We start from the raw sequence: 20,589 nt of genomic DNA, 5'->3' as shown, positions 1-20,589 counted from the left end.
TCCCTCGCCACTCGGGTTATGCTATAGTGCCAACCCGTTTTTGTACTCTTCCCAACGCCTGCCCGAGGTTTGGCATGTCTACGCGAATTTTAGCCCTTGATACCGCAACCGAAGCCTGTTCCGCCGCACTTTGGCTGGATGGCGAAGTCACCCAGCGCTTCGCGGTCTGTCCCAGGGAGCATACCCGCCGTATCTTACCGATGATCGATAGCCTGTTGGCCGATGCCGGCATGGGTTTGCATCAATTGAATGCGCTGGCTTACGGCCGGGGTCCCGGCAGTTTCACCGGGGTACGCATCGGCGTCGGTATCGCGCAGGGCCTGGCGCTGGGCGCCGGCTTGCCGCTTATGGGCATCTCCACCCTGGCGGCCCTGGCGCAGGGCGCGTACCGCCAGACCGGCATACCGCGGGCGCTCGCCGCCATCGACGCCAGGATGGGGGAGGTTTATTGGGCGCAATATCGGCGCGATGAGAAGGGCGCCTGGCTTGGTGGAGAGAGTGAAAGCGTCATCAAGCCGGATCGGCTGGCGGAGACGCTGGCCGGCCTAAGCGGCGAGTGGGCTTGCGCGGGCACCGGTTGGGACGCCTATCCGGAACTGCTGGGCTCGCCCGGTCCAAAACTGCGCGCCGGCAACGCTCAATTGCCCACGGCGATGGATATGCTGCCGCTGGCTATACTTGAATTGGCCAACGGCGCGACATCGCCGGTGGAACAGGTCCGGCCTACCTATTTGCGTAATGATGTGGCATGGAAAAAATTGCCCGGCCGGGAATAATCGGCAACTAACGCGGTCGCCGCATGTCCAAGAAATACGTAACACAAGGGATAAGCAGTATGCATGTCGGTTCAACTCTGAGGTCGGCCCGCCGTCGCTTGGCCGTTTTGTCTATATTATTGGGCGCGTCTATGGCGCTTGCCGGGTGCGTCACTATTCCGCAGGCCATTCGCGGAACATCTGCCACGCCGCAACAAGATTTGGTCCGGGTCATGAATGCGCCTTCGTTGTATGTCGGCCAGGAAGCGCGCTTTGGCGGCAAAGTGGTCAAGATCACGACCGAGAACGGCCGCACCAAACTGGAAATCGCCACCGTGCCGCTGGATGACGCGGCACGGCCGCTTATCCATCAGCCCTCGGTGGGGCGAATCATCGCCTATGTCCCCGGTTTTCTCGAACCCGCCGATTTCGCCCAGCAATGGGTGACGGTGGTCGGCCCCATTAGCGGGACCGAACAAGGCACCATCGGGCAAGCACCCTACCGCTATGTTGTGGTACAGGCCACCGGCTACAAGCGTTGGCAACTGACCCAGCAAGTTGTGGCGCCCATGGGACCGCCCCTGACGCCCTGGGGATGGGGCGGTCCCTATTATGGGCGCGGGTGGGGGCCCTATGATATGGGTTGGGGCGGCTATTACGGCGGCGACGCCCGAGTGGAAACCGTCATCAGCGAATGACGATGGCCGCCAATGCCGACATGTTTATTGTGACGAATTAAAGAGATCGCAGTGCTAAAATATCAATTAATCACTTCAGACACTGAATTACTTGAGGTTTGCAACCTTGCCCGCCAATCGCCGCGGGTGGCTCTTGATACCGAGTTTGTTCGCATCCGCACTTATTATCCCCAGTTGGGTCTGATTCAGTTGTATGACGGCGAACGTGTATCCCTTATCGATCCCTTGGCCATTACCGAATGGCGGCCATTCCGGCAACTGCTGGCTGATCCGGGGGTCATCAAAATCCTGCATGCCTGTAGCGAAGACCTTGATGTGTTCCTGCATGCGTTCAACCAACCACCGGAGCCGCTTATCGACACTCAGGTTCTGGCCGCTTTCAATGGACGGGCGTTGTCTTGCGGATTCGCCGCGCTGGTGGCGGATTACCAGGGGGTAATGCTGGATAAAAGCGAATCACGTACCGATTGGCTGGCGCGCCCGCTAAGCCAGAAACAGTGCGAATACGCCGCCGCGGATGTGTATTGGCTTTTGCCGGTGGCCGATAAATTGCTGGAGGAAACCGCCGCGGCCGGCTGGCTGGATGCCGCGCGGCAGGAATGCCGGGCCCTATGCCAACGGCGCGGGGAAATCGTCGAACCCGACGAGGCATACCGGGATATCGGCAACGCCTGGCAGTTGCGCACCCGGCAGTTGGCCTGCCTGCAAAAGTTGGCCGCCTGGCGCTTACGCCTGGCGCGGGAACGGGACATGGCGGTGAACTTCGTGGTGCGGGAAGAAAACCTCTGGCAGGTGGCGCGTTATATGCCGGGTTCGCTCGGCGAATTGGATCACCTGGGGCTGAGCGGCCCGGAAATTCGCTACCATGGCAAGACCCTGATTGGCCTGGTACAGGAAACGGTCGCCATGCCGGAAACACATTGGCCGGCGCCGCTGCCGAATCTGCTTGAGCAGCCCGGCTACCGCGTGCTTTTCAAGCGTATAAAGGAACAGATCCAGCATGCCAGCGGCCAATCGGGGCTGAGCGTGGAACTGCTGGCGTCTCGGCGGCAAATCAATCAGTTGCTGAGCTGGCATTGGCGCTTATCCCCAACGCAGCGTCTCCCCGAACTGCTGAGCGGTTGGCGGGATGCGCTATTTGGCGCGGCCGTGTGCGATATCCTTAACGGCGGGGATCAGGCTGAAAACGGCGCGGCGGTGTCCTAGCGAAGAGACGGGCCGGCGGCGTCGGTTCCCCTACCCGAGGCAGGGGAATCAGCCTCGGGGTCTCATTTTGGGCTTTCTTCCGCCTCCGGCAACGTGACATTCAGCTCGAGAATGGAAATATCCCCTTCCTTTTGTTCCAGTTGAACAGAAACCATTTCCGGGTCGATTTGCACATATTTGCAAATCACTTGAAGAATGTCCCTTTTCAGCTGCGGCAGGTAATGAGGCTCGCTGTCGCTTCTGCGGCGCTCGGCGACAATGATCTGCAGCCGTTCCTTGGCTATATTGGCTGTCGTTTTTTTGCGGGACAGGAAAAAATCGAGTAATGCCATGGTTTATCCCCCAAACAGGCGTTTCAAGAAACCCTTTTTCTCTTCTTCAACGAAGCGAAAGGGACGTTCTTCTCCCAGCAAGCGATCTACCGTGTCCGAATAGGCCTGACCCGCATCGGACGCCTGGTCGAGAATAACCGGCTCTCCCTGGTTGGATGCGCGTAAAACCGATTGATCCTCGGGGATCACCCCCAGTAGGGGAATGCGCAGAATTTCGATGACGTCTTCCATGCTGAGCATGTCGCCGCGATTAACCCGGCCGGGATTGTATCGGGTCAGCAGCAAATGTTCCTTAATCGGCTCCAAGCCATTTTCGGCGCGACGGGATTTGGATGCCAATATGCCCAGAATACGGTCCGAATCCCGCACGGACGATACCTCCGGATTGGTGGTGATGATTGCCTCATCGGCGAAATACAACGCCATCAGCGCCCCGGTCTCAATGCCGGCCGGCGAATCGCAGACCACGAATTCAAATTCCATTCCGTTAAGATCGTCGAGGACTTTTTCCACACCCTCGCGGGTCAGAGCATCTTTGTCCCTTGTCTGCGAGGCCGGCAGAATATAAAGATTATCGGTGCGCTTATCCTTGATTAAGGCCTGGTTGAGGGTGGCATCGCCCTGAATCACATTGATGAAATCATAAACCACCCGGCGCTCGCAACCCATAATCAAATCAAGATTGCGCAAACCAATATCAAAATCGATCACCACCGTCTTTTTGCCTTTCCGGGCCAGACCGGTCGCAATAGCCGCGCTTGATGTGGTTTTGCCGACGCCTCCTTTACCCGAAGTAACAACTATAATGCGTGCCATAAATGGTTTCCTTGTCAGGGCTTAATTTAAAGGTTGAATGGTAAGCGTATTGTCTTGCAAACTGAGTCGGGCGGCCTTGCCCGAATATTCCGCCGGGATTTGATCGCTGAGCCAATATCGGCCGGCAATCGAAACAAGTTCGGGTGAAAGGTGGGTGCAGAATATCTGGCAAAACGCATCCCCTGATGCCCCCGCCAAGGCTCTGCCCCGCATGACGCCATAAATATGGATATTGCCGTCGGCAATCAATTCGGCGCCAGCGCTAACGCTACTGGTCACGATCAGATCGCAGTTACGCGCATAAATCTGTTGACCGGATCGAACCGGGGTGTCGATCCGCTTGGTTTTTCCGGATGAAACGGCGGGCTCCGGCGGCGTTACGCGCTTTTGCCCCTTGCCCTCGGTCATCAAAGGCAGTCCGCTGCGAATAATCGTCCGTTTGAGCTGTTCGTCCCGGCAGCCGCTAACGCCCACCACATACAGGCCGGTGGCGGAGAATATCCGCCGCAATTGCGGCCAGTTTGCATCCTGCGGCAAGGCGGAGACATTCACCACCACCGGCGCTTCTTTCAGAAATGCGGGTGCCTGTTCGATTTTTTTTTCCAAAGCCTGACGAATATCTTCAGGCCGGGCATCATTGATGTAAATTACCGATAAGGTAAAGCTACTGCCTTTTAACTCGATGGGTGCCTGTGACATCTGTCCTGACTCAGCCTTGACTTGTGTATCCCCGTCATCTTTCGCGCTGCCGCGGCGTTGGCCGTGCCCGCTCACCGCCTTGCCGCAACACGAAAGCCATCGGGGATCCCGTTATCTTCCGCGCTGTCGCAACGTTGGCCGCGCTCGCTCACCGCCTTGCCGCAACACGAAATCCAATGGGTATATTTACCCGGTAAGCTACCGGTAAGCGATATTCTGTTGCATTGTATGCATGTTATAGTTACTCCTATATTCAGGCAAGCCATCGAACCGGGTAAAACGAGTGAAAAATATGTTTTGTGTGATCTATAGAAGTAGCAAACGAGATCAAACTTATCTTTATGTGGAAAACAAAGACGACTTTTCCAGGGTTCCACCCGAGCTAATGGCGCAATTCGGCAAACCTGTGCTTTCGATGCTTTTACCGTTAAATGGTAGCAAAAAACTGGCCGCAGCGGATATCAACAAAGTAAAAAAGGATCTGGAAGAACAAGGCTACTATCTTCAACTTCCTCCGCCGCCGGAAAATTTATTGGCCGCCCATCAACAGACCCCGGGAAAATAACTGATCATTAATCCATTGTTTTTGCCGGTGCGGCAATCATCCGGGGGACCGTTTTCCCAGAAGGAACCCGCGCCGCGTCGCGCATCCTAAGGTCGCTTTTTCCCGGCCGATGTAGGATGATATGCATTCGTCTTTAACATGATGAACCATTGCGATTGGCAGGCAGGAGTGTAACCACATGTATCAACACAGAGATTGGCAAGGGGCCTTATTGGATTTCCCGGTAAATAAAGTGGTCTGCGTTGGCAGCAATTATTCGGATCATATCAAGGAAATGGGCAGCGCCACGCCGGTTGAACCGGTATTGTTTATCAAACCTGAAACCGCTCTTTGCGATATTCGTCAACCCATCGCGATTCCCACCGATCAGGGCGAAGTGCATCACGAAGTGGAACTTGCCGTACTGATTGGTATGCCGCTGAAACAGGCCGACGAGGATCATGTGGCGCGGGCCATCGCGGGATATGGCGTGGCGCTGGACCTGACGCTGCGTGAACAGCAGGCCAAATTCAAAAAAGCCGGGCAACCCTGGGAAAAGGCCAAAGGTTTCGACGGTTCCTGCCCGATTTCCGGTTTTATCCCGGTGGCGGAATTCGGGGATGCGCAACAGGCGCAACTGACATTGCAAGTGAATAATGAAATACGACAGCAGGGCAACACCCGGGATATGATAACGCCCATCCTGCCCCTGATTGCCTATATGAGCCGTTATTTCACCTTGCGGGCCGGCGACATCATTCTGACCGGCACGCCGCAGGGTGTGGCGAAACTGATCCCGGGCGACAACTTGACGGTATCGGTAAACAACCATACCCTTACCACCCGAATTATCTGAGGATAATGCCAACGCGCTGCTTTGACCGAAGCGGCGCTGGCCGGGGTCGCCCCCGGAGGCCGGCGCAATAGTGTGTTCCCCTGCAACGACACCCGAGATGATGATGACGACTCAGCCTTTTTGGCAGGAAAAAACCCTAGGCGAGATGACCGACGCGGAATGGGAGTCCTTGTGCGACGGATGCGGGCGTTGCTGCCTGCATAAGTTGATTGACGAGGATACCGATGAAATTTATTTCACTAATGTCGCCTGTAATCAGCTCAATATCAAAACCTGCCAATGCCGGCATTATGCGCGGCGTTTCGAATATGAGCCGGACTGTATCAAGCTTACCCGGGAGAACCTTACCACCTTTGACTGGCTGCCGCCGACCTGCGCATACCGCTTGCGGGAAGAGGGCAAGCCGCTGCCTCATTGGCATCCGCTGCTAACCGGCTCCAAAGCGGCGATGCACGGCGAACGCATCTCGGTGCGCCATATCGCGGTACCGGAAAACGAGGTGGAGGATTGGGAAGATCATATCCTAAGACACCCGGACTGGCGGGGTTAGGCGTGGCGAAGAAAGCGCAATGATACGGATACGGCCTTTTGGACCGTATCCGCGGTGTCGGGCCTAGCGGCCAAACAGGTCACGCTTTTTGGGCGGGAAGAACTGAGCGAGCAAGACCAGTAAGCCCACCAGCAAATAGGCGCTGAAAATAACAATCATCCATTGCGGCATTTCCAGGGACAGAAAATGCCACTGGCGAACCGCACAGTCTCCGGTGGCGCTGAAAATCGACGGCAGCCATTTATCCAAAGGCAGCCAGGAAGGGAAACTGACGAAGAAATCGCATGTGACGAACGGGGAGGGATGAAGCTGGATTTCGGTATGCTGCATGGCCAGTTTCAGCCCTTCCCAGGCACTGTATAGCCAAATGAATACTGCGCCGATGCGTAAAGGGGTCGCCGGGGCGACGGCGCCAATGATGCCGGCCGCCATAATGCCGTAAAGGGCAACCCGCTGATAGATGCACAATACGCAGGGTTTCAATAACATGACATGCTGAAAGTAAAGCGCCACCAACTCCAGGGCCATGGCGGTGAGGGTCATCAAAACCCAGGCGCCCCGTCCCCGCGAGCAGCGGTTAAGAAATTGCAACATATATTATTATCCAGGCCAGTTGCTTGTAGACACGCAGTTTAAATCAATTGGAGACGGATGCCAGCCTCTTTTTGATATAAATCAGTCGTCTTTAATCGACTCGTTTCTATTTCATTCAACTTCGCCCGACCCAGGCCATGTTATCGGATTTTGCGCGTCCGGGATTTTCGGTCATTGCGGCTTTAATCGCTGGGTTTGCCGGCCAGCGCGCGGCGAATGAAGAGGCGGCTTGAAGTAGGGTGGGCTTCATCGCTAAAATAGAAACCGGGAGCTTTCTCCGGCAGCGAAAGAATTATGCCGGCGGGGATCTTACAGTGAGAGCCGGGCAGCCTCTTAATTGTTCGCATGGTAGCGCTGACACGGTGTCTGGAATGGCCGGACGCCGCCAACAGAGTGGCAATGTGAAGTCTGACGGGTATATCGCCCTATATCACTGGCGTGGGATCTGCTATCATCGGGCCGTTTTCCACTCGTTATACTCTGCGTAATGCAAGCCGCGGCAAAGAGGCGGCTTAAGGTATGACGGGTATAGCTTACCAGTGCTGCTGCTACGGAACATACTATCATGGTGATCAAGGCGCAAAGTCCGGCCGGTTTCGCGGAAGAGTATCTCATCGAAAGCATATGGAATAACCGATTCCCTCCAGGTTCGATTCTGCCCGCGGAACGGGAGCTTTCCGATGTGATAGGCGTAACGCGCACGACCTTGCGCGAGGTGCTGCAACGGTTGGCACGGGACGGTTGGCTGACCATCCAGCATGGCAAACCCACCCGGGTGAATAATGTCTGGGAAACCTCGGGGCTGAATATCCTCGAAACCCTGGCTCGTCTTGATCACGACAAAGTCCCGCAACTCATTGATAATCTGCTTTCGGTGCGCACGAATATCGCCTCCATTTTTATCCGCATGGCGGTGCGGTTTTACCCCGATAAAGCACAGAACGCCCTGGCGCAGGCGGCAAATCTTGAAGACCAGCCCGAGGTATTCACCGAAATGGACTACCGGATCTTCCACGAACTGGCGTTCGCTTCCGGTAATCCCATTTACGGTCTGATTTTCAATGGACTGAAAGGGTTGTATCTGCGGGCGGGGCGCTATTATTTCTCCAATCCGCAAGCCCGCGAGCTGGCGCGCAACTTCTATACCCGCCTCTCCGTCCTGTGTCGCGATAGGCTTTACGACCAGGTCATCGATTTGGTCAGGCATTACGGTAAAGAAAGCCGCGCCATCTGGAACAGCATGCAGTCTTCCCTTCCCCTTGATATCGCCGAGGGACGTTAACCCGGCGATAACCGCGGACGGGGAAACGCTCTGTATATGGGGGCGAAGGCCGGCAATCCGGCCCCCCCGTCTTTCATAAAGATTGTGTTAAAGGGGCATACTGCGGGTGGGGCAGCGTTCTATCAGCTCCACATTGCCATCGTCATTCACCTGTTCCATATAAACATCGAAACCCCAGAGGCGATGAATATGCTTCATCACTTCCCGGCGGTTTTTCGCCAGTGGCGCGCGGTTTTGCGGTGTGTAGCGCAGCGTCAGGGAGCGATCGCCCCGTAAATCCACATTCCAGACCTGGATATCAGGCTCCAGGTTGCTCAGGTTATATTGGGATGACAGTTCCTGACGGATAGCCCGATAGCCTTCCTCATTATGAATGGCGGAAATTTCCAGGTAATTGTTGTGATCATCATCCAGTACCGTGAACAGACGGAAATCACGCATGACCTTGGGCGACAAAAACTGGCTGATGAAGCTTTCGTCCTTGAAGTTACGCATGGCGAAATGCAATGTTTCCAGCCAATCGCTGCCAGCGATATCCGGGAACCAGCGCCTGTCCTCCTCGGTGGGGGATTCGCAAATGCGCCTGATATCCTGGAACATGGCGAAACCCAGCGCATAAGGGTTGATGCCGCTGTAATAGGGGCTGTTGTAAGGCGGTTGATACACCACGTTGGTATGGCTGTGGAGAAATTCCAGCATGAACCGGTCGGTGACCTTCTTTTCATCATAGAGATGATTGAGGATGGTGTAATGCCAGAAGGTGGCCCACCCTTCGTTCATGACCTGGGTTTGTTTCTGCGGGTAAAAATACTGGCTGACCTTGCGCACGATACGCAGAATTTCCCGTTGCCAGGGTTCAAGCAACGGCGCGTTTTTCTCCATGAAATAGAGCAGGTTTTCCTGTGGCTCCTGGGGATAACGGGCGACCTGGGCCGGCGATTCCTCTTTTTCGCGACGGGGCAGCGTGCGCCAGAGTTCGTTCACCTGACTTTGTAGATAGGCCTCGCGGCTTTGCTGCCGGGATTTCTCTTCTTCCAGGGAAATCTTTTGCGGACGCTTGTAGCGGTCGACGCCATGGTTCATTAACGCATGGCAGGAGTCGAGCAATTGCTCCACCTGCTCGACGCCGTAGCGTTCCTCGCAGCGGGTGATGTAATTCCGGGCGAAAATCAGGTAATCGATAATCGAACCGGCATCGGTCCAACTGCGAAACAGATAATTGCTTTTGAAGAAGGAATTATGGCCGTAACAGGCGTGGGCTATCACCAGCGCCTGCATGGTCATGGTGTTTTCCTCCATCAGATAGGCGATGCAGGGATTGGAATTAATGACAATCTCATAAGCCAGCCCTTGCTGGCCGTGTTTGTAACGCTGTTCGGTCTCAATGAATTTTTTGCCAAAGGACCAGTGGGTATAATTGATAGGCATACCGACACTGGAATAGGCATCCATCATCTGTTCCGAGGTAATCACTTCTATCTGGTGGGGATAGGTGTCCAGCCGATAGAATTTCGCCACCCGGTCAATTTCGTCCAGATAGACTTGCAATAGCTCGAATGTCCAGTCGGGTCCATCGCTAAGACAAGCCGAATCCTTAATACGTTCATCAGTGGAAATGGTCATCAGCGCACCTCATCGTTACAGACAGCACTTCTCCATGCTGGCTTATTATTAATCCTAGTGCAAGATGAAAATGATTGAGTGTCGCCGGCTGGTTTTTTCTGCGGATTACGCCAATTTATACTCTAAATACTTCAGGTTGCATCGCGGCGGCAAGGGAGGGCAGGCAACGCGAAGTATGGCGGGTATATATCAATAAGTTGCGCTCTTGACGGCTGGGACGGCCCGGCGCCGCGCAATCTATTCGGTGACTGGCCGGAAAGGGGGAGGGTCAATTAACTATTGAAAATTCAGGGGCACAGTGTATTTAATGAACTGTAGCCTTACGCATAAAGCCGCCAATACCGCGTCCACTCGACCATTGGCGAGTAAACATGATGAATAGCCTGTTGTTTCTACTGTGACACATTTCGGCAAAGGAAGACGAAATATGCGGGTGATTATTTTGGGAAGCGGCGTTATCGGCGTCGCCAGCGCCTGGTATCTTGCACGGGCGGGCCATGAAGTGATGGTATTGGACAGACAGGCCGGACCGGCCATGGAAACCAGCGCCGGCAACGCCGGTCAGATTTCACCCGGCTACGCGGCGCCCTGGGCGGCGCCCGGCGTGCCGCTTAAGGCGCTGAAATGGATGTTTCAGCGTCATGCGCCCCTGGCTATCCGGATCAACGGCGCCGGGCGGCAGTTTTGCTGGATGTGGCAGATGCTGCGCAATTGCGACAGTCGACATTACCATCTTAATAAAAGCCGGATGGTGCGGCTGGCGGAATACAGCCGTGATTGCCTGAAAGCCTTACGGGCTGAAACCGGCATCGCCTATGAAGGCCGTCAGGGCGGCACATTGCAACTGTTTCGCACCCAGGCGCAATATATGCCAATGCCGCCAAAGATATCGCGGTGCTCAGGGATGAGGGCGTGCCGTTCGAACTTCTCGAAGCCCGTGAATTGGCCCGGATTGAGCCGGCGCTGGCAGGGGCGGCGCATAAATTGACCGGTGGACTGCGCTTGCCCAACGATGAAACCGGCGACTGCCAGTTATTTACCCAGCGACTGGCGGCGATGGCCGCCGAGCAGGGCGTGACGTTTCGCTATCACTGCCCGATAGAGCGCCTGCTGCGCACGGGGGACCGGATTGCCGGCGTGCGTTGCGGCGACACCCTCGTAAAAGGGGATGCCTATGTGATGGCGCTGGGCTCCTATTCCACCGCCATGCTGGGGGATCTGCTGCGCATCCCGGTCTATCCGCTGAAAGGCTATTCCCTGACCCTGCCGCTGATAAACGAACAGGCCGCGCCGGTCTCCACCGTGCTGGACGAGACTTACAAAATCGCCATTACCCGTTTTGACCAGCGGATTCGGGTGGGGGGCATGGCCGAGATCGTCGGCTTCAATACCCACCTGGTCGAATCGCGCCGCGCCACGCTTAAGATGGTGGTGACCGACTTATTTCCCGGCGCCGGCGAAACAGGCCAGGCGGTTTTCTGGACCGGACTGCGTCCCATGACCCCGGACGGTACGCCCATCGTGGGTAAAACGCCCATTGCCAATCTTTTTCTCAATACCGGTCACGGTACGCTTGGCTGGACGATGGCATGCGGTTCCGGCCGGTTATTGGCGGATATCATCAGCGGCGTTGCGCCGGAGATCCCTTGCGAGGATTTGTCAGTAGACAGGTATCGCGACGATTTTCGTCCAAGCGTCATACCTTCGCCGGTCTAATTCGCCGGTCGTCTGAGTGTAAGGGAGCATAAGTATGCCGCGTCCAATCAAGGCCACGGTGGATTGCCAGGCGCTTGCCGCCAATCTGTCCGTGATTCGTCGTCTTACGCCCGGCATCGGGATCTGGTCGGTGGTCAAGGCCAATGCCTATGGTCATGGGCTCGGGCGGATCTGGCAGGCATTGCGCGCCACCGACGGTTTTGCCCTGCTGGATTTGAACGAAGCGGTGATGTTGCGCGAGAACGGCTGGCAAGGACCGGTATTGTTGCTGGAGGGCTTCTTCCACCCGGCGGATTTGGCGGTCATTGATGCCTATGGGTTGACGACGGTGGTGCATAGCGACTGGCAGCTCAACGCTATCGCCGCCGCCCGGCCAACGGCCCCGCTGGCGGTTTATCTTAAATTCAACAGCGGCATGTACCGACTGGGGTTTGATGAGGCCGGGCTGCGCCGGGCCTGGCAGCGTTTGCATGATTTGCCGCAGGTCGGCCCGATCACGTTGATGACGCATTTCGCCACCGCCGACCTTCCCGAAGGGGTAGACAAACAGATGGCGCGGGTCGAACAGGCGATGGCCGGCCTGGCCGGTCCGCGTTGCCTGGCTAATTCGGCGGCGACATTGTGGCATCCCGACACCCATGGCCAATGGGTCAGACCGGGTATTATTTTGTACGGCGCGTCCCCAAGCGGCGAGTGGCGTGATATCGCCAATACCGGCCTCAGACCGGTCATGACCCTCAGGAGCGAACTTATCGCTATACAACAGGTGCCGGCGGGCGGGCGGGTCGGTTATGGCGGCCGCTACTGCGCGTCGCAAACCCTGGCGGTGGGCGTGGTGGCCTGCGGTTATGCCGACGGTTACCCGCGTCATGCCCCCACCGGTACGCCGATATGGGTTGATGGCGTAATGACGCGGACGCTGGGCGCGGTATCCATGGACATGCTGATGGTCGACCTCACGCCTTGTCCCGCGGCGCATATCGGCAGCCCCGTGGAATTATGGGGCGGTCAAGTGAAGATCGATGATGTGGCCGCGTCGGCGGGCACGCTGGGCTACGAATTGATGTGCGCGCTGGCGTCCCGGGTACCGGTTGACGTGGCGCGGTAGCGCCGCCGCGGCGCATTCCGCCCCCAGTCGATGGTCTTCGGCGTCAAAGTGTGTTAATTTTTGACATATTATTACTAAATTTAAGCTGCCTAATGGATATCGAATACAAATCCTTCGCCAGGTTGTTGCACTCCACCTCCCGCGCGTTGCGCGCCGCCATCGATCGCCGTTTAAAATACCTGGGACTGAGTCAGGCCAGCTGGGTTGCGGTGGCGGCCATCGCCAGCGCGCCATCGCCGTTATCGCAGAGCGAACTGGCCCAGGTACTGGGCGTGGAGGGCGCCACAATCGTGACCATGGTGGATCGGTTGGTGAAAACCGGTCTGGTGCAAAGGATACCGACATCAGCCGATCGCCGGAAAAAACTGCTCATCGTGACAGCCGACGGTAAAGCGCTGTATGTCAAAGTTCGCAGCGAAGCGGACGCCATCGGCAAGGAAATACTGGAAAATGTCGACCCGTCGCAAATGCAAGCCGTCATGCGCGTGTTGGCCCAGGTGCATGCCGCGGCTGAATCCTTGTCCTGACGCTAGGGGTCCTCGGCGATCTTGATGCCGATTTTACTGACTTGCTGTTCGTCTTTTTCCGCCACGGTCCAGACCAATCCCTCCGCGATGGCGTTATCGCCCACCACCGGTTCGCCGCCGCCGAGCAGTTGCATGACGTATTCGCCCAAGGTGGTTTTAACATCGTCCTTCTCAACGAAATCCAGGCCGTAAATAGCCGCTACATCGGCCAGTTTCGCCTCCGCCTCAAGAATGAAATCGCCGAAGAAGCGTTGATCCAGCGCGACCGGCGGCGACTGGCTAAACAGACGGCCCAGGGCCGGCAAATCGCGTTCCCGACCGATAACGCACAAAACATCGCCTTCCTTGAGCCGGGTGTTGCCGGTGGGATGCAACAGGACATTATCGCGGAACAGCGCGGCGATGCGGGTATGTTTCGGCATTTTCAAATCCCGCAGCATGGCGCCCACGCACCAGTTTTCATTGCCGAGCTGATAAATGAATTGTTCCCAGGGGTTTTCCGGATGAATGTCCATGCCGACCCGGTTGATGGGCGACGCGGTGGGCGGAACGATGACCCGGGCCAATTTAGCCGCGTATTCCAGCGACGTGCCTTGCAAGAGCAGCGAGATCAGCACGATGAAAAACGCGACGTTGAAAAAAAGCCTGGCGTTTTCCAAACCGGCCATCATGGGAAAGACCGCCAGGATAATGGGCACCGCACCGCGCAGTCCCACCCAGGACAGGAAAAAGCGCTCACGGGTGGTGAAATTGCGAAACGGCAGCAACCCCACCAGAATGGATAACGGCCGGGCCACCAGCATCAGCCACAGCGACAGCAGCAAGGCCGGGGCGGCGATAAACCATAAGTCGTGGGGATTGACCAGCAGTCCCAGCACCAAAAACATGCCGATCTGGCTTAGCCAGGCCATGCCGTCAAAGGTCTGCAGAATCCCGTGGCGGTTGCGTATCGGCCGGTTGCCCAGAATAAAACCACACAGGTAGACTGCCAGTATTCCACTGCCCCCCAGCGTGTTGGCCAGGGAAAACACCATGATGCCGCCGCTGAGCGCCAGCAGCGGATAAAGACCGCCGGCCAGGGAAATGCGATTCACGGCCTGCTGCAAAAGCCAGCCGCCGCCCAGACCGAAGAGTACGCCCAGACCGAATTCACGGAAAAAATCCAGTAAAAACATCCAATCGGGATGGGTTTGCTTTTGCTGGATCATGCTTATCAAGGTAACGGTTAAAAAAACCGCCATCGGATCGTTATAGCCGGATTCGATTTCCAGTGTCGAGTTGACGCGTTCATTCAAGCCTTTGTCGCCGAGCAGCGAGAAGACGGCGGCAGCGTCGGTGGAACCGACGATGGCGCCGATAAGTAATCCTTCCACCAGATTAAGACTGAACAACCAGGCGGCGACCACTCCAGTCAGGCCGGCCGTGATCATCACGCCCACCGTCGATAGCGACAGGGCAGGCCACATGGCGACGCGGAAAGACGCGGCGCGGGTACGCATTCCCCCGTCCAGAAGTATTATCGCCAAGGCCAGATTGCTGATGAGATAGGCCATCGGATAATTATCAAAACCGATGCCGCCCAGGCCGTCAACGCCGGCCAGCATGCCGATGGCGAGAAAAATGACCAGAATGGGAATGCCCAACCGGGATGAGAAGGAGCTTAACACTATGCTGCCGCCCACCAGCAATGAGCCGATGATAAATAAACTGAAAATGGTACCGCTTTCCAAATATCGCTCTCCTTCTTATCACCTGCCCGGGCCACGTCGCCTTGCAAGGAATTCTCCGGCTAAAGCCGGTCGCCAGGCTTGTCGCGGCGTATTTCGGCAGTTTTGGTAAAACATGCGATGTTGGCGGCGTTTTGCCGGTCAAAAAGATCGCCGTAGCCGGAAGATCAGCGGTTGGGAAGGGATGCGCCCGTTTCGGCGGCGCTTCGGCCGAACTTGAATAATCTACCCTTTTTCAGGGTAACAAAATTTTTTCGCCTGAAAAAGCGGCATTTCCCGCCTTTGATGCGGTATTCTACGGATACGCCGTAAAAGAACATATTTGCCTGTCCGAAATCCGGCCAGGACCCCTTCAGGGGTCGTTTTTTGCGCGCCGGCGCCAGTGTGGCGCTATTTCATTCCACCGATCATGTTACAATAGCACAACAAAAACTGTTTAGCGCTGGAATTGCCTTCCAATGAGAATCGACGGGCCGTCTTACGATAATCTGATCCTCGGTGAATGGCGCGAGCTTATCGCCTTTACCGGGAATGCCGCGCATACATTGCTGCTGTCGCTGAGCAACGAGGATATCAGTCCGCTGGTGGATGATTTTTACGACTATATGCTGAGCGACGACGATGCCCGGTTGTTTTTATCAAGCAAGCAGGTTAAGGAACGGCTGCACGGCACATTGTTAAACTGGATAAAACAGGTCCTGGGCAGTTCCGACGCCAATCTGGAACAACTCATCGCCGCCCAGCGCAAAGTGGGGGAGATGCATGCCCGTATCGGTATTCCCATTGATCTGGTGGCCCGCGGCGCCCGGCGGGTCAAGCTCGGCCTCTATCAGTGCCTGTGTCGCGAAGAACGCGATACGGCGCTATGCTACGACGCCATGCGCTTCGCTTCGCTGGTAATGGATACCGCCATAGAAGTGATGACTACCGCCTATTCCCGCACCCATGACAGCACGACCAAGGATAAGGAGAACTACCGGCTGTTTTCCATTATGGATAATGTCAATGTTGAGCGCGAACGCCAGTTGGCCGCCTTGCTGAATTGGGAAAATCATTTTATCTATACCGTCGCCACCGGCCTGCCGGTAGGGGAAATTCAGGATTTGGCCGAATCGGAATTTGGTTTATGGTTTCAACATAAAGGCCGGCATGTCTTCGAGCAGGGGGACGAAGCGACGGAAATCGCCGCTTTGCTTGGCAACACCGATGGGTTTATACATGGCTATAGCCCGGCAATGCTGGCGGTGGCCGAAGAGCGCTATCTATTGCTGCGTACAGTCCGTAATCGGGTCATGAAACTCACATCCCTGTTGTCATCGCTGTTCGATGAACTGGCCAAGTTCGAAAACGGCAAGGATCCGCTGACCAATCTGCTTAACCGGCGCTTTATCCCCACCATCCTGCGCCGGGAAATCGCGTTGTCCATGCGCAACAAATCGCCCTTTGTCATCGCTATGCTGGATATTGATTATTTTAAACGCATCAATGACCAGTATGGCCATGATACCGGAGATCAGGCGTTGAAGAGCATTGCCGCGATGCTGTATGAAAGCGTGCGCAGCAGCGATTATGTCTTTCGCTATGGGGGCGAGGAATTCATGCTGATTCTCGTCGAGACGACGGAGAACCAGGCGCTGCAGATCATTGAAAATATTCGCGCCAAAATAGCCCATCGCCCAATACATGCCGCCGGCGGCCAGAAAATCGAACTGACCGTCAGCGCCGGCCTGTGCCCCTTCGACGGGCATCCGGACTTTGACCGTCTCATCCGCAAGGCCGACAGCGCGTTGTACAGCGCCAAACAGCAAGGGCGTGATCGCATCCGGACATACCGATCTGAAGGCAAATAACCGGGTTTTAGGAAAACCAGAACGGCACAAGGAGGGAGCGGCGGTTTCCTATGGGTTGATAATCAGCCAGAAACCGCCGCTGTCTGGCTGATAGGGGGAGAGCAAGATTTATTTTTCGTTAACTTGTTTATGGAACAACTCGCGAAATACCGGATAAATATCTTCCTGGTCGCGAATATGCTGCATGGCGAAATTATCGTACCTGGCCTGCAGATCTTCATATTCCCGCCACAGGGTTTGATGCGCCCGGCGGGTGATTTCAATATAGCTGTAGTAACGCACCACCGGAAGCAGCCGGTTGGCCAATAGCTCGTGGCACAAGGGAGAATCATCCGCCCAGTTATCGCCATCCGACGCTTGTGCCGCATAAATATTCCATTGCGACGGATTGTAGCGATCCTTGACGACGTCCTCCATCAATTTCAACGCGCTCGAAACAATCGTCCCTCCGGTTTCCTGCGAGTAAAAAAACTCGTGTTCATCCACTTCCTTGGCCTGCGTATGGTGACGGATATAAACCACATCCACATTTTTGTAAGTCCGGCTCAAGAACAAATACAGCAGGATGTAAAAACGCTTGGCCATATCCTTGGTGGCTTGATCCATTGACCCCGAGACGTCCATCAGACAAAACATCACCGCCTGGCTGGAGGGTTCGGGACGCCGTTCGAAATTCTTGTAACGCAAATCGAAGGTGTCGATAAAGGGCACACGGGCGATTTTCTGCCGTAGCTCGGCGATTTCTTTGTGAATCCGTTCCTCCTCCAGCAACTGGATGGGCTCGCTGTTGGCCAACAGCGCCAGCTCGGCCTCCAACTCCCGGATATTGCGGCGCTTGCCGGCCGTCATGGCGGTGCGCCGCACCAGGGAGTTTTGCAAAGACTTCACGACGCTGATATTGGCCGGTACCCCGGTCGAGGTATAACCCGACCGGTGTGTTTTATATTCGTTTAGCTGTTTGTACTGGTTCTTCTGCAAATTGGGCAGCGCCAAATCCTCAAACAGCAAATCCAGATATTCGTCCTTGGATATCTGAAAAACGAACTCATCCTGGCCTTCGCCGTCCTGGCTGGCATTGCCCTGACCACTGCCGCCGCCCCCGCCTCCCGGCGGGCGCTCAATGCGATCATTTTGCACAAAGTGATCATTGCCAGGATGTACGCGATGACGTAAGCCACCTCGGCCCTGGTGGAAAAAGGGCTCATTGATGTCGGTATTGGGTATCGAGACTGATTCCCCACTCTCCACATCGGTAACCGAACGCTTGTTAATGGCCCCGGCAATCGACTGTTTGATTTGTGACTTATAACGGCGCAAAAAGCGTTGGCGATTCACCATGCTTTTGTTTTTGCCGTTAAGTCGTCGGTCAATAAAGTAGGCCATATATCTCCTCCGGACGACAATATCTACGGGTCGCGTTTATGACGATTTCCTTACCCGCAGATACCATTCACACAGTAATCGAACCTGCTTGCGGGTATAGCCCTTTTCCATCATGCGGTCCACGAAGTCATCGTGTTTCTTCTGCTCATCCGTGGATGTTTTCGCATTAAAGGAAATGACTGGCAACAGCTCTTCCGTATTGGAAAACATTTTCTTCTCAATAACGGTGCGGAGCTTCTCATAACTGGTCCAGTTCGGGTTGCGTCCGCTATTATTGGCGCGCGCGCGCAGGACAAAGTTAACGATTTCGTTTCGGAAATCTTTTGGATTGCTGATGCCGGCCGGTTTTTCGATTTTTTCCAGTTCGGCGTTCAGCGCCTCTCTATCGAATAATTGGCCCGTATCAGGATCACGGTATTCCTGGTCCTGGATCCAGAAGTCGGCATAAGACACGTAACGGTCAAATATATTCTGACCGTATTCGGAATAAGATTCCAGATAGGCGGTTTGTATCTCCTTGCCGATGAATTCGGCGTATTTGGGAATGAGATACCCCTTCAAATGCTCGAGGTATTTTTCCGCCACATCTTGCGGAAATTGCTCCCGTTCAATTTGCTGTTCCAGAATGTAGAATAGATGAACGGGATTGGCGGCGACTTCGCCGTGATCGAAATTAAACACACGGGAAAGTATCTTAAAGGCGAAACGCGTCGACAAACCGGTCATGCCTTCGTCCACCCCGGCATAATCGCGATACTCTTGATAGGATTTGGCCTTCGGGTCGGTATCCTTCAAACTCTCGCCGTCATAAATGCGCATCTTGGAATAGATACTGGAGTTTTCCGGTTCCTTCAGCCGGGAAAGAATGGAAAAACGCGCCAGGGTTTCCAGCGTGCCGGGCGCGCAAGGCGCATCCGCCAGCTCGCTGTGGCTTATCAGTTTTTCATAAATCTTGATTTCCTGCGACACCCTCAGGCAATAAGGCACTTTGACGATATAAACCCGATCAAGGAAAGCCTCATTGTTTTTGTTGTTACGGAATTGAACCCATTCGGATTCATTGGAGTGCGCCAGGATGATGCCGTTAAAGGGCAGGGCCGCGATGCCCTCGGTGCCGTTATAGTTGCCCTCCTGCGTGGCGGTCAGCAACGGATGCAGTACCTTGATGGGCGCCTTAAACATTTCCACAAATTCCATGATGCCCTGATTGGCCCGGCACAGTGCGCCGGAATAGCCATAGGCGTCGGGATCGTTCTGGGCATGATCCTCAAGTTTGCGGATGTCGACTTTACCCACCAGGGCCGATATATCCTGGTTGTTCTCGTCGCCGGGCTCGGTCTTGGCGATGGCTATCTGTTCCAGGATGGACGGCCATACCTTGACCACCCGGAAACGGGTAATATCGCCGCCGAAATCGTGCAGGCGTTTCGCCGCCCAGGGCGACATGATGGTGCCGAGATAGCGTCGTGGGATACCGTATTCTTTTTCCAGGATATTGGCGTCTTCCTGAGGATTGAAGAGGCACAGCGGATGATCGTTCACCGGACTGCGTTCCCCATTGGCGCTCAGGATGTAAATCGGTACGCGCTGCATCAAAGACTTCAGCCTTTCCGCCAGGGAGGACTTCCCGCCGCCCACCGGGCCGAGCAAATAGAGGATTTGTTTCTTTTCCTCCAGGCCCTGAGCGGCATGCTTCAAATACGAAACAATTTGCTCAATGGACTCCTCCATGCCGTAAAACTCTTCAAAGGCAGGATAGCGTGCGATAACGCGGTTGGAAAACAGCCGGGAAAGAGCCGGTTCTTGCGCGGTGTCAACCATAACTGGCTCACCGATGGCCATCAAGAGCCTCTCGGCTGCATTGGCGAACGCGCTGCGATCCTGGCGGCAGATGGCCAGGAACTCCTGCAAGGTGAACTCTTCGTCCTTGGCAGCTTCGTAGCGCTGACGATACTGGTCAAATATGTTCATGGCGATGCCCGTCCTTCGTTATTAGCACAGGTTAAAAGGAGCTAAGTGAGTAATTTACAGCTCCTGAAAAAAGATCCCTCCTGAAGTACAGCAACCACTATGCCAACTTATACGCATTTTGTTGCGGACTTTCCCAGAGAAAATCTCTCTCTACGATAAAGTCTAGTTGGCATCTTGAAAATGTCATTTAACTGTTACCGCTTTTTTTAAGATTTATCAATGACTCAGTTGGTGAAATACCCTCTGGATCCCATTGTGACGCGCTCTGGAGGCCTGTCAACAGATTCCGTTATAGTTTATAGAAAATTAGGATATAATTTAGAGGTTAATTGTTTGTTTCTGTAAATAACAG

General features: G+C 55.2%; 18 protein-coding genes and 1 pseudogene. 11 read left to right on the top strand and 8 right to left on the bottom strand.

The annotated features are described in order from the left end of the window. Window positions 1-74 precede the first annotated feature (74 nt). The 3 genes from tsaB (at window position 75) to rnd (ending at window position 2,659) form a co-directional block, all read left to right on the top strand. Complete coding sequence (gene tsaB / locus FCN80_RS03295; protein WP_136988462.1) at window positions 75-776, top strand: tRNA (adenosine(37)-N6)-threonylcarbamoyltransferase complex dimerization subunit type 1 TsaB; 702 nt, start codon at window positions 75-77, stop codon at window positions 774-776. A gap of 131 nt (window positions 777-907) precedes the next feature. Beyond that, window positions 908-1,453, top strand: coding sequence for a Slp family lipoprotein (locus FCN80_RS03290; RefSeq protein ID WP_306767830.1), 546 nt, complete (start codon window positions 908-910; stop codon window positions 1,451-1,453). 51 nt (window positions 1,454-1,504) lie between these two features. Next, entirely contained in the window at window positions 1,505-2,659 is a 1,155-nt protein-coding gene (rnd, locus tag FCN80_RS03285; protein ID WP_136988460.1) for a ribonuclease D, read from the top strand. A gap of 62 nt (window positions 2,660-2,721) precedes the next feature. Here rnd and minE read toward each other — a convergent pair whose 3' ends face one another. The 3 genes from minE to minC are packed head-to-tail and all read right to left on the bottom strand — an operon-like array spanning window position 2,722 to window position 4,506. Then, entirely contained in the window at window positions 2,722-2,991 is a 270-nt protein-coding gene (minE, locus tag FCN80_RS03280) for a cell division topological specificity factor MinE (RefSeq protein ID WP_136988459.1), read from the bottom strand. 3 nt (window positions 2,992-2,994) lie between these two features. Further along, complete coding sequence (gene minD, locus FCN80_RS03275; protein ID WP_136988458.1) at window positions 2,995-3,807, bottom strand: septum site-determining protein MinD; 813 nt, start codon at window positions 3,805-3,807, stop codon at window positions 2,995-2,997. A 21-nt stretch (window positions 3,808-3,828) separates the two neighbouring features. Beyond that, complete coding sequence (gene minC / locus FCN80_RS03270; RefSeq protein WP_136988457.1) at window positions 3,829-4,506, bottom strand: septum site-determining protein MinC; 678 nt, start codon at window positions 4,504-4,506, stop codon at window positions 3,829-3,831. 292 nt (window positions 4,507-4,798) lie between these two features. On the opposite strand from minC, the gene FCN80_RS03265 reads away from it, so the two are divergent. From FCN80_RS03265 to FCN80_RS03255, 3 genes are all read left to right on the top strand, one after another. Beyond that, window positions 4,799-5,071 (top strand): YcgL domain-containing protein, encoded by a 273-nt coding sequence (locus FCN80_RS03265; protein ID WP_136988628.1) that lies wholly within the window; start codon window positions 4,799-4,801, stop codon window positions 5,069-5,071. Between the two features lie 178 nt (window positions 5,072-5,249). After that, on the top strand, window positions 5,250-5,906 hold the full coding sequence (locus FCN80_RS03260) for a fumarylacetoacetate hydrolase family protein (protein WP_136988456.1): 657 nt from the start codon (window positions 5,250-5,252) through the stop codon (window positions 5,904-5,906). Between the two features lie 103 nt (window positions 5,907-6,009). Further along, the gene (locus FCN80_RS03255; RefSeq protein ID WP_136988455.1) at window positions 6,010-6,456 is read left to right on the top strand and encodes a YcgN family cysteine cluster protein; all 447 of its coding nucleotides are present in this window, start codon (window positions 6,010-6,012) and stop codon (window positions 6,454-6,456) included. Between the two features lie 63 nt (window positions 6,457-6,519). On the opposite strand, the gene dsbB is transcribed toward FCN80_RS03255, so the two are convergent. After that, window positions 6,520-7,050, bottom strand: coding sequence for a disulfide bond formation protein DsbB (dsbB, locus tag FCN80_RS03250; RefSeq protein ID WP_136988454.1), 531 nt, complete (start codon window positions 7,048-7,050; stop codon window positions 6,520-6,522). Between the two features lie 565 nt (window positions 7,051-7,615). Here dsbB and fadR point away from each other — a divergent pair. Then, window positions 7,616-8,332, top strand: a complete 717-nt coding sequence (gene fadR / locus FCN80_RS03245; protein WP_136988453.1) for a fatty acid metabolism transcriptional regulator FadR — start codon at window positions 7,616-7,618, stop codon at window positions 8,330-8,332. Between the two features lie 87 nt (window positions 8,333-8,419). Here the strand turns inward: fadR and FCN80_RS03240 are convergent, their stop codons facing one another. Next, complete coding sequence (locus tag FCN80_RS03240; protein ID WP_136988452.1) at window positions 8,420-9,955, bottom strand: SpoVR family protein; 1,536 nt, start codon at window positions 9,953-9,955, stop codon at window positions 8,420-8,422. Between the two features lie 427 nt (window positions 9,956-10,382). On the opposite strand from FCN80_RS03240, the pseudogene FCN80_RS03235 reads away from it, so the two are divergent. The 3 genes and pseudogenes from FCN80_RS03235 to FCN80_RS03225 all read left to right on the top strand — a co-directional run bounded on the left by FCN80_RS03235 (window position 10,383) and on the right by FCN80_RS03225 (window position 13,306). Then, window positions 10,383-11,671, top strand: a pseudogene (locus FCN80_RS03235) (D-amino acid dehydrogenase). Window positions 11,672-11,705: 34 nt separating this feature from the next. Further along, window positions 11,706-12,779: a catabolic alanine racemase DadX gene (gene dadX / locus FCN80_RS03230; RefSeq protein WP_136988451.1), complete on the top strand. Its 1,074-nt coding sequence runs from the start codon at window positions 11,706-11,708 to the stop codon at window positions 12,777-12,779. A gap of 92 nt (window positions 12,780-12,871) precedes the next feature. Continuing rightward, window positions 12,872-13,306 carry a MarR family winged helix-turn-helix transcriptional regulator gene (locus FCN80_RS03225; protein ID WP_136988450.1) on the top strand — a complete coding sequence of 145 codons (435 nt, stop codon included), beginning with the start codon at window positions 12,872-12,874 and terminating at the stop codon, window positions 13,304-13,306. A gap of 2 nt (window positions 13,307-13,308) precedes the next feature. Here FCN80_RS03225 and FCN80_RS03220 read toward each other — a convergent pair whose 3' ends face one another. Continuing rightward, window positions 13,309-15,036, bottom strand: a complete 1,728-nt coding sequence (locus FCN80_RS03220; RefSeq protein WP_136988449.1) for a potassium/proton antiporter — start codon at window positions 15,034-15,036, stop codon at window positions 13,309-13,311. 455 nt (window positions 15,037-15,491) lie between these two features. On the opposite strand from FCN80_RS03220, the gene FCN80_RS03215 reads away from it, so the two are divergent. Continuing rightward, window positions 15,492-16,883, top strand: coding sequence for a diguanylate cyclase (locus FCN80_RS03215; protein ID WP_136988448.1), 1,392 nt, complete (start codon window positions 15,492-15,494; stop codon window positions 16,881-16,883). A gap of 108 nt (window positions 16,884-16,991) precedes the next feature. On the opposite strand, the gene FCN80_RS03210 is transcribed toward FCN80_RS03215, so the two are convergent. After that, window positions 16,992-18,266, bottom strand: coding sequence for a YeaH/YhbH family protein (locus tag FCN80_RS03210; RefSeq protein WP_136988447.1), 1,275 nt, complete (start codon window positions 18,264-18,266; stop codon window positions 16,992-16,994). Between the two features lie 36 nt (window positions 18,267-18,302). Further along, window positions 18,303-20,237 (bottom strand): protein kinase YeaG, encoded by a 1,935-nt coding sequence (gene yeaG, locus FCN80_RS03205; protein WP_136988446.1) that lies wholly within the window; start codon window positions 20,235-20,237, stop codon window positions 18,303-18,305. Window positions 20,238-20,589: the final 352 nt, after the last annotated feature.

The organism is Martelella alba, from assembly GCF_005217455.1.
Taxonomy (GTDB): domain Bacteria; phylum Pseudomonadota; class Gammaproteobacteria; order Enterobacterales; family Enterobacteriaceae; genus Acerihabitans.
The sequence above is the reverse complement of the archived record's forward strand: the minus strand, read 5'-3'. Positions and strand labels throughout refer to the sequence as shown.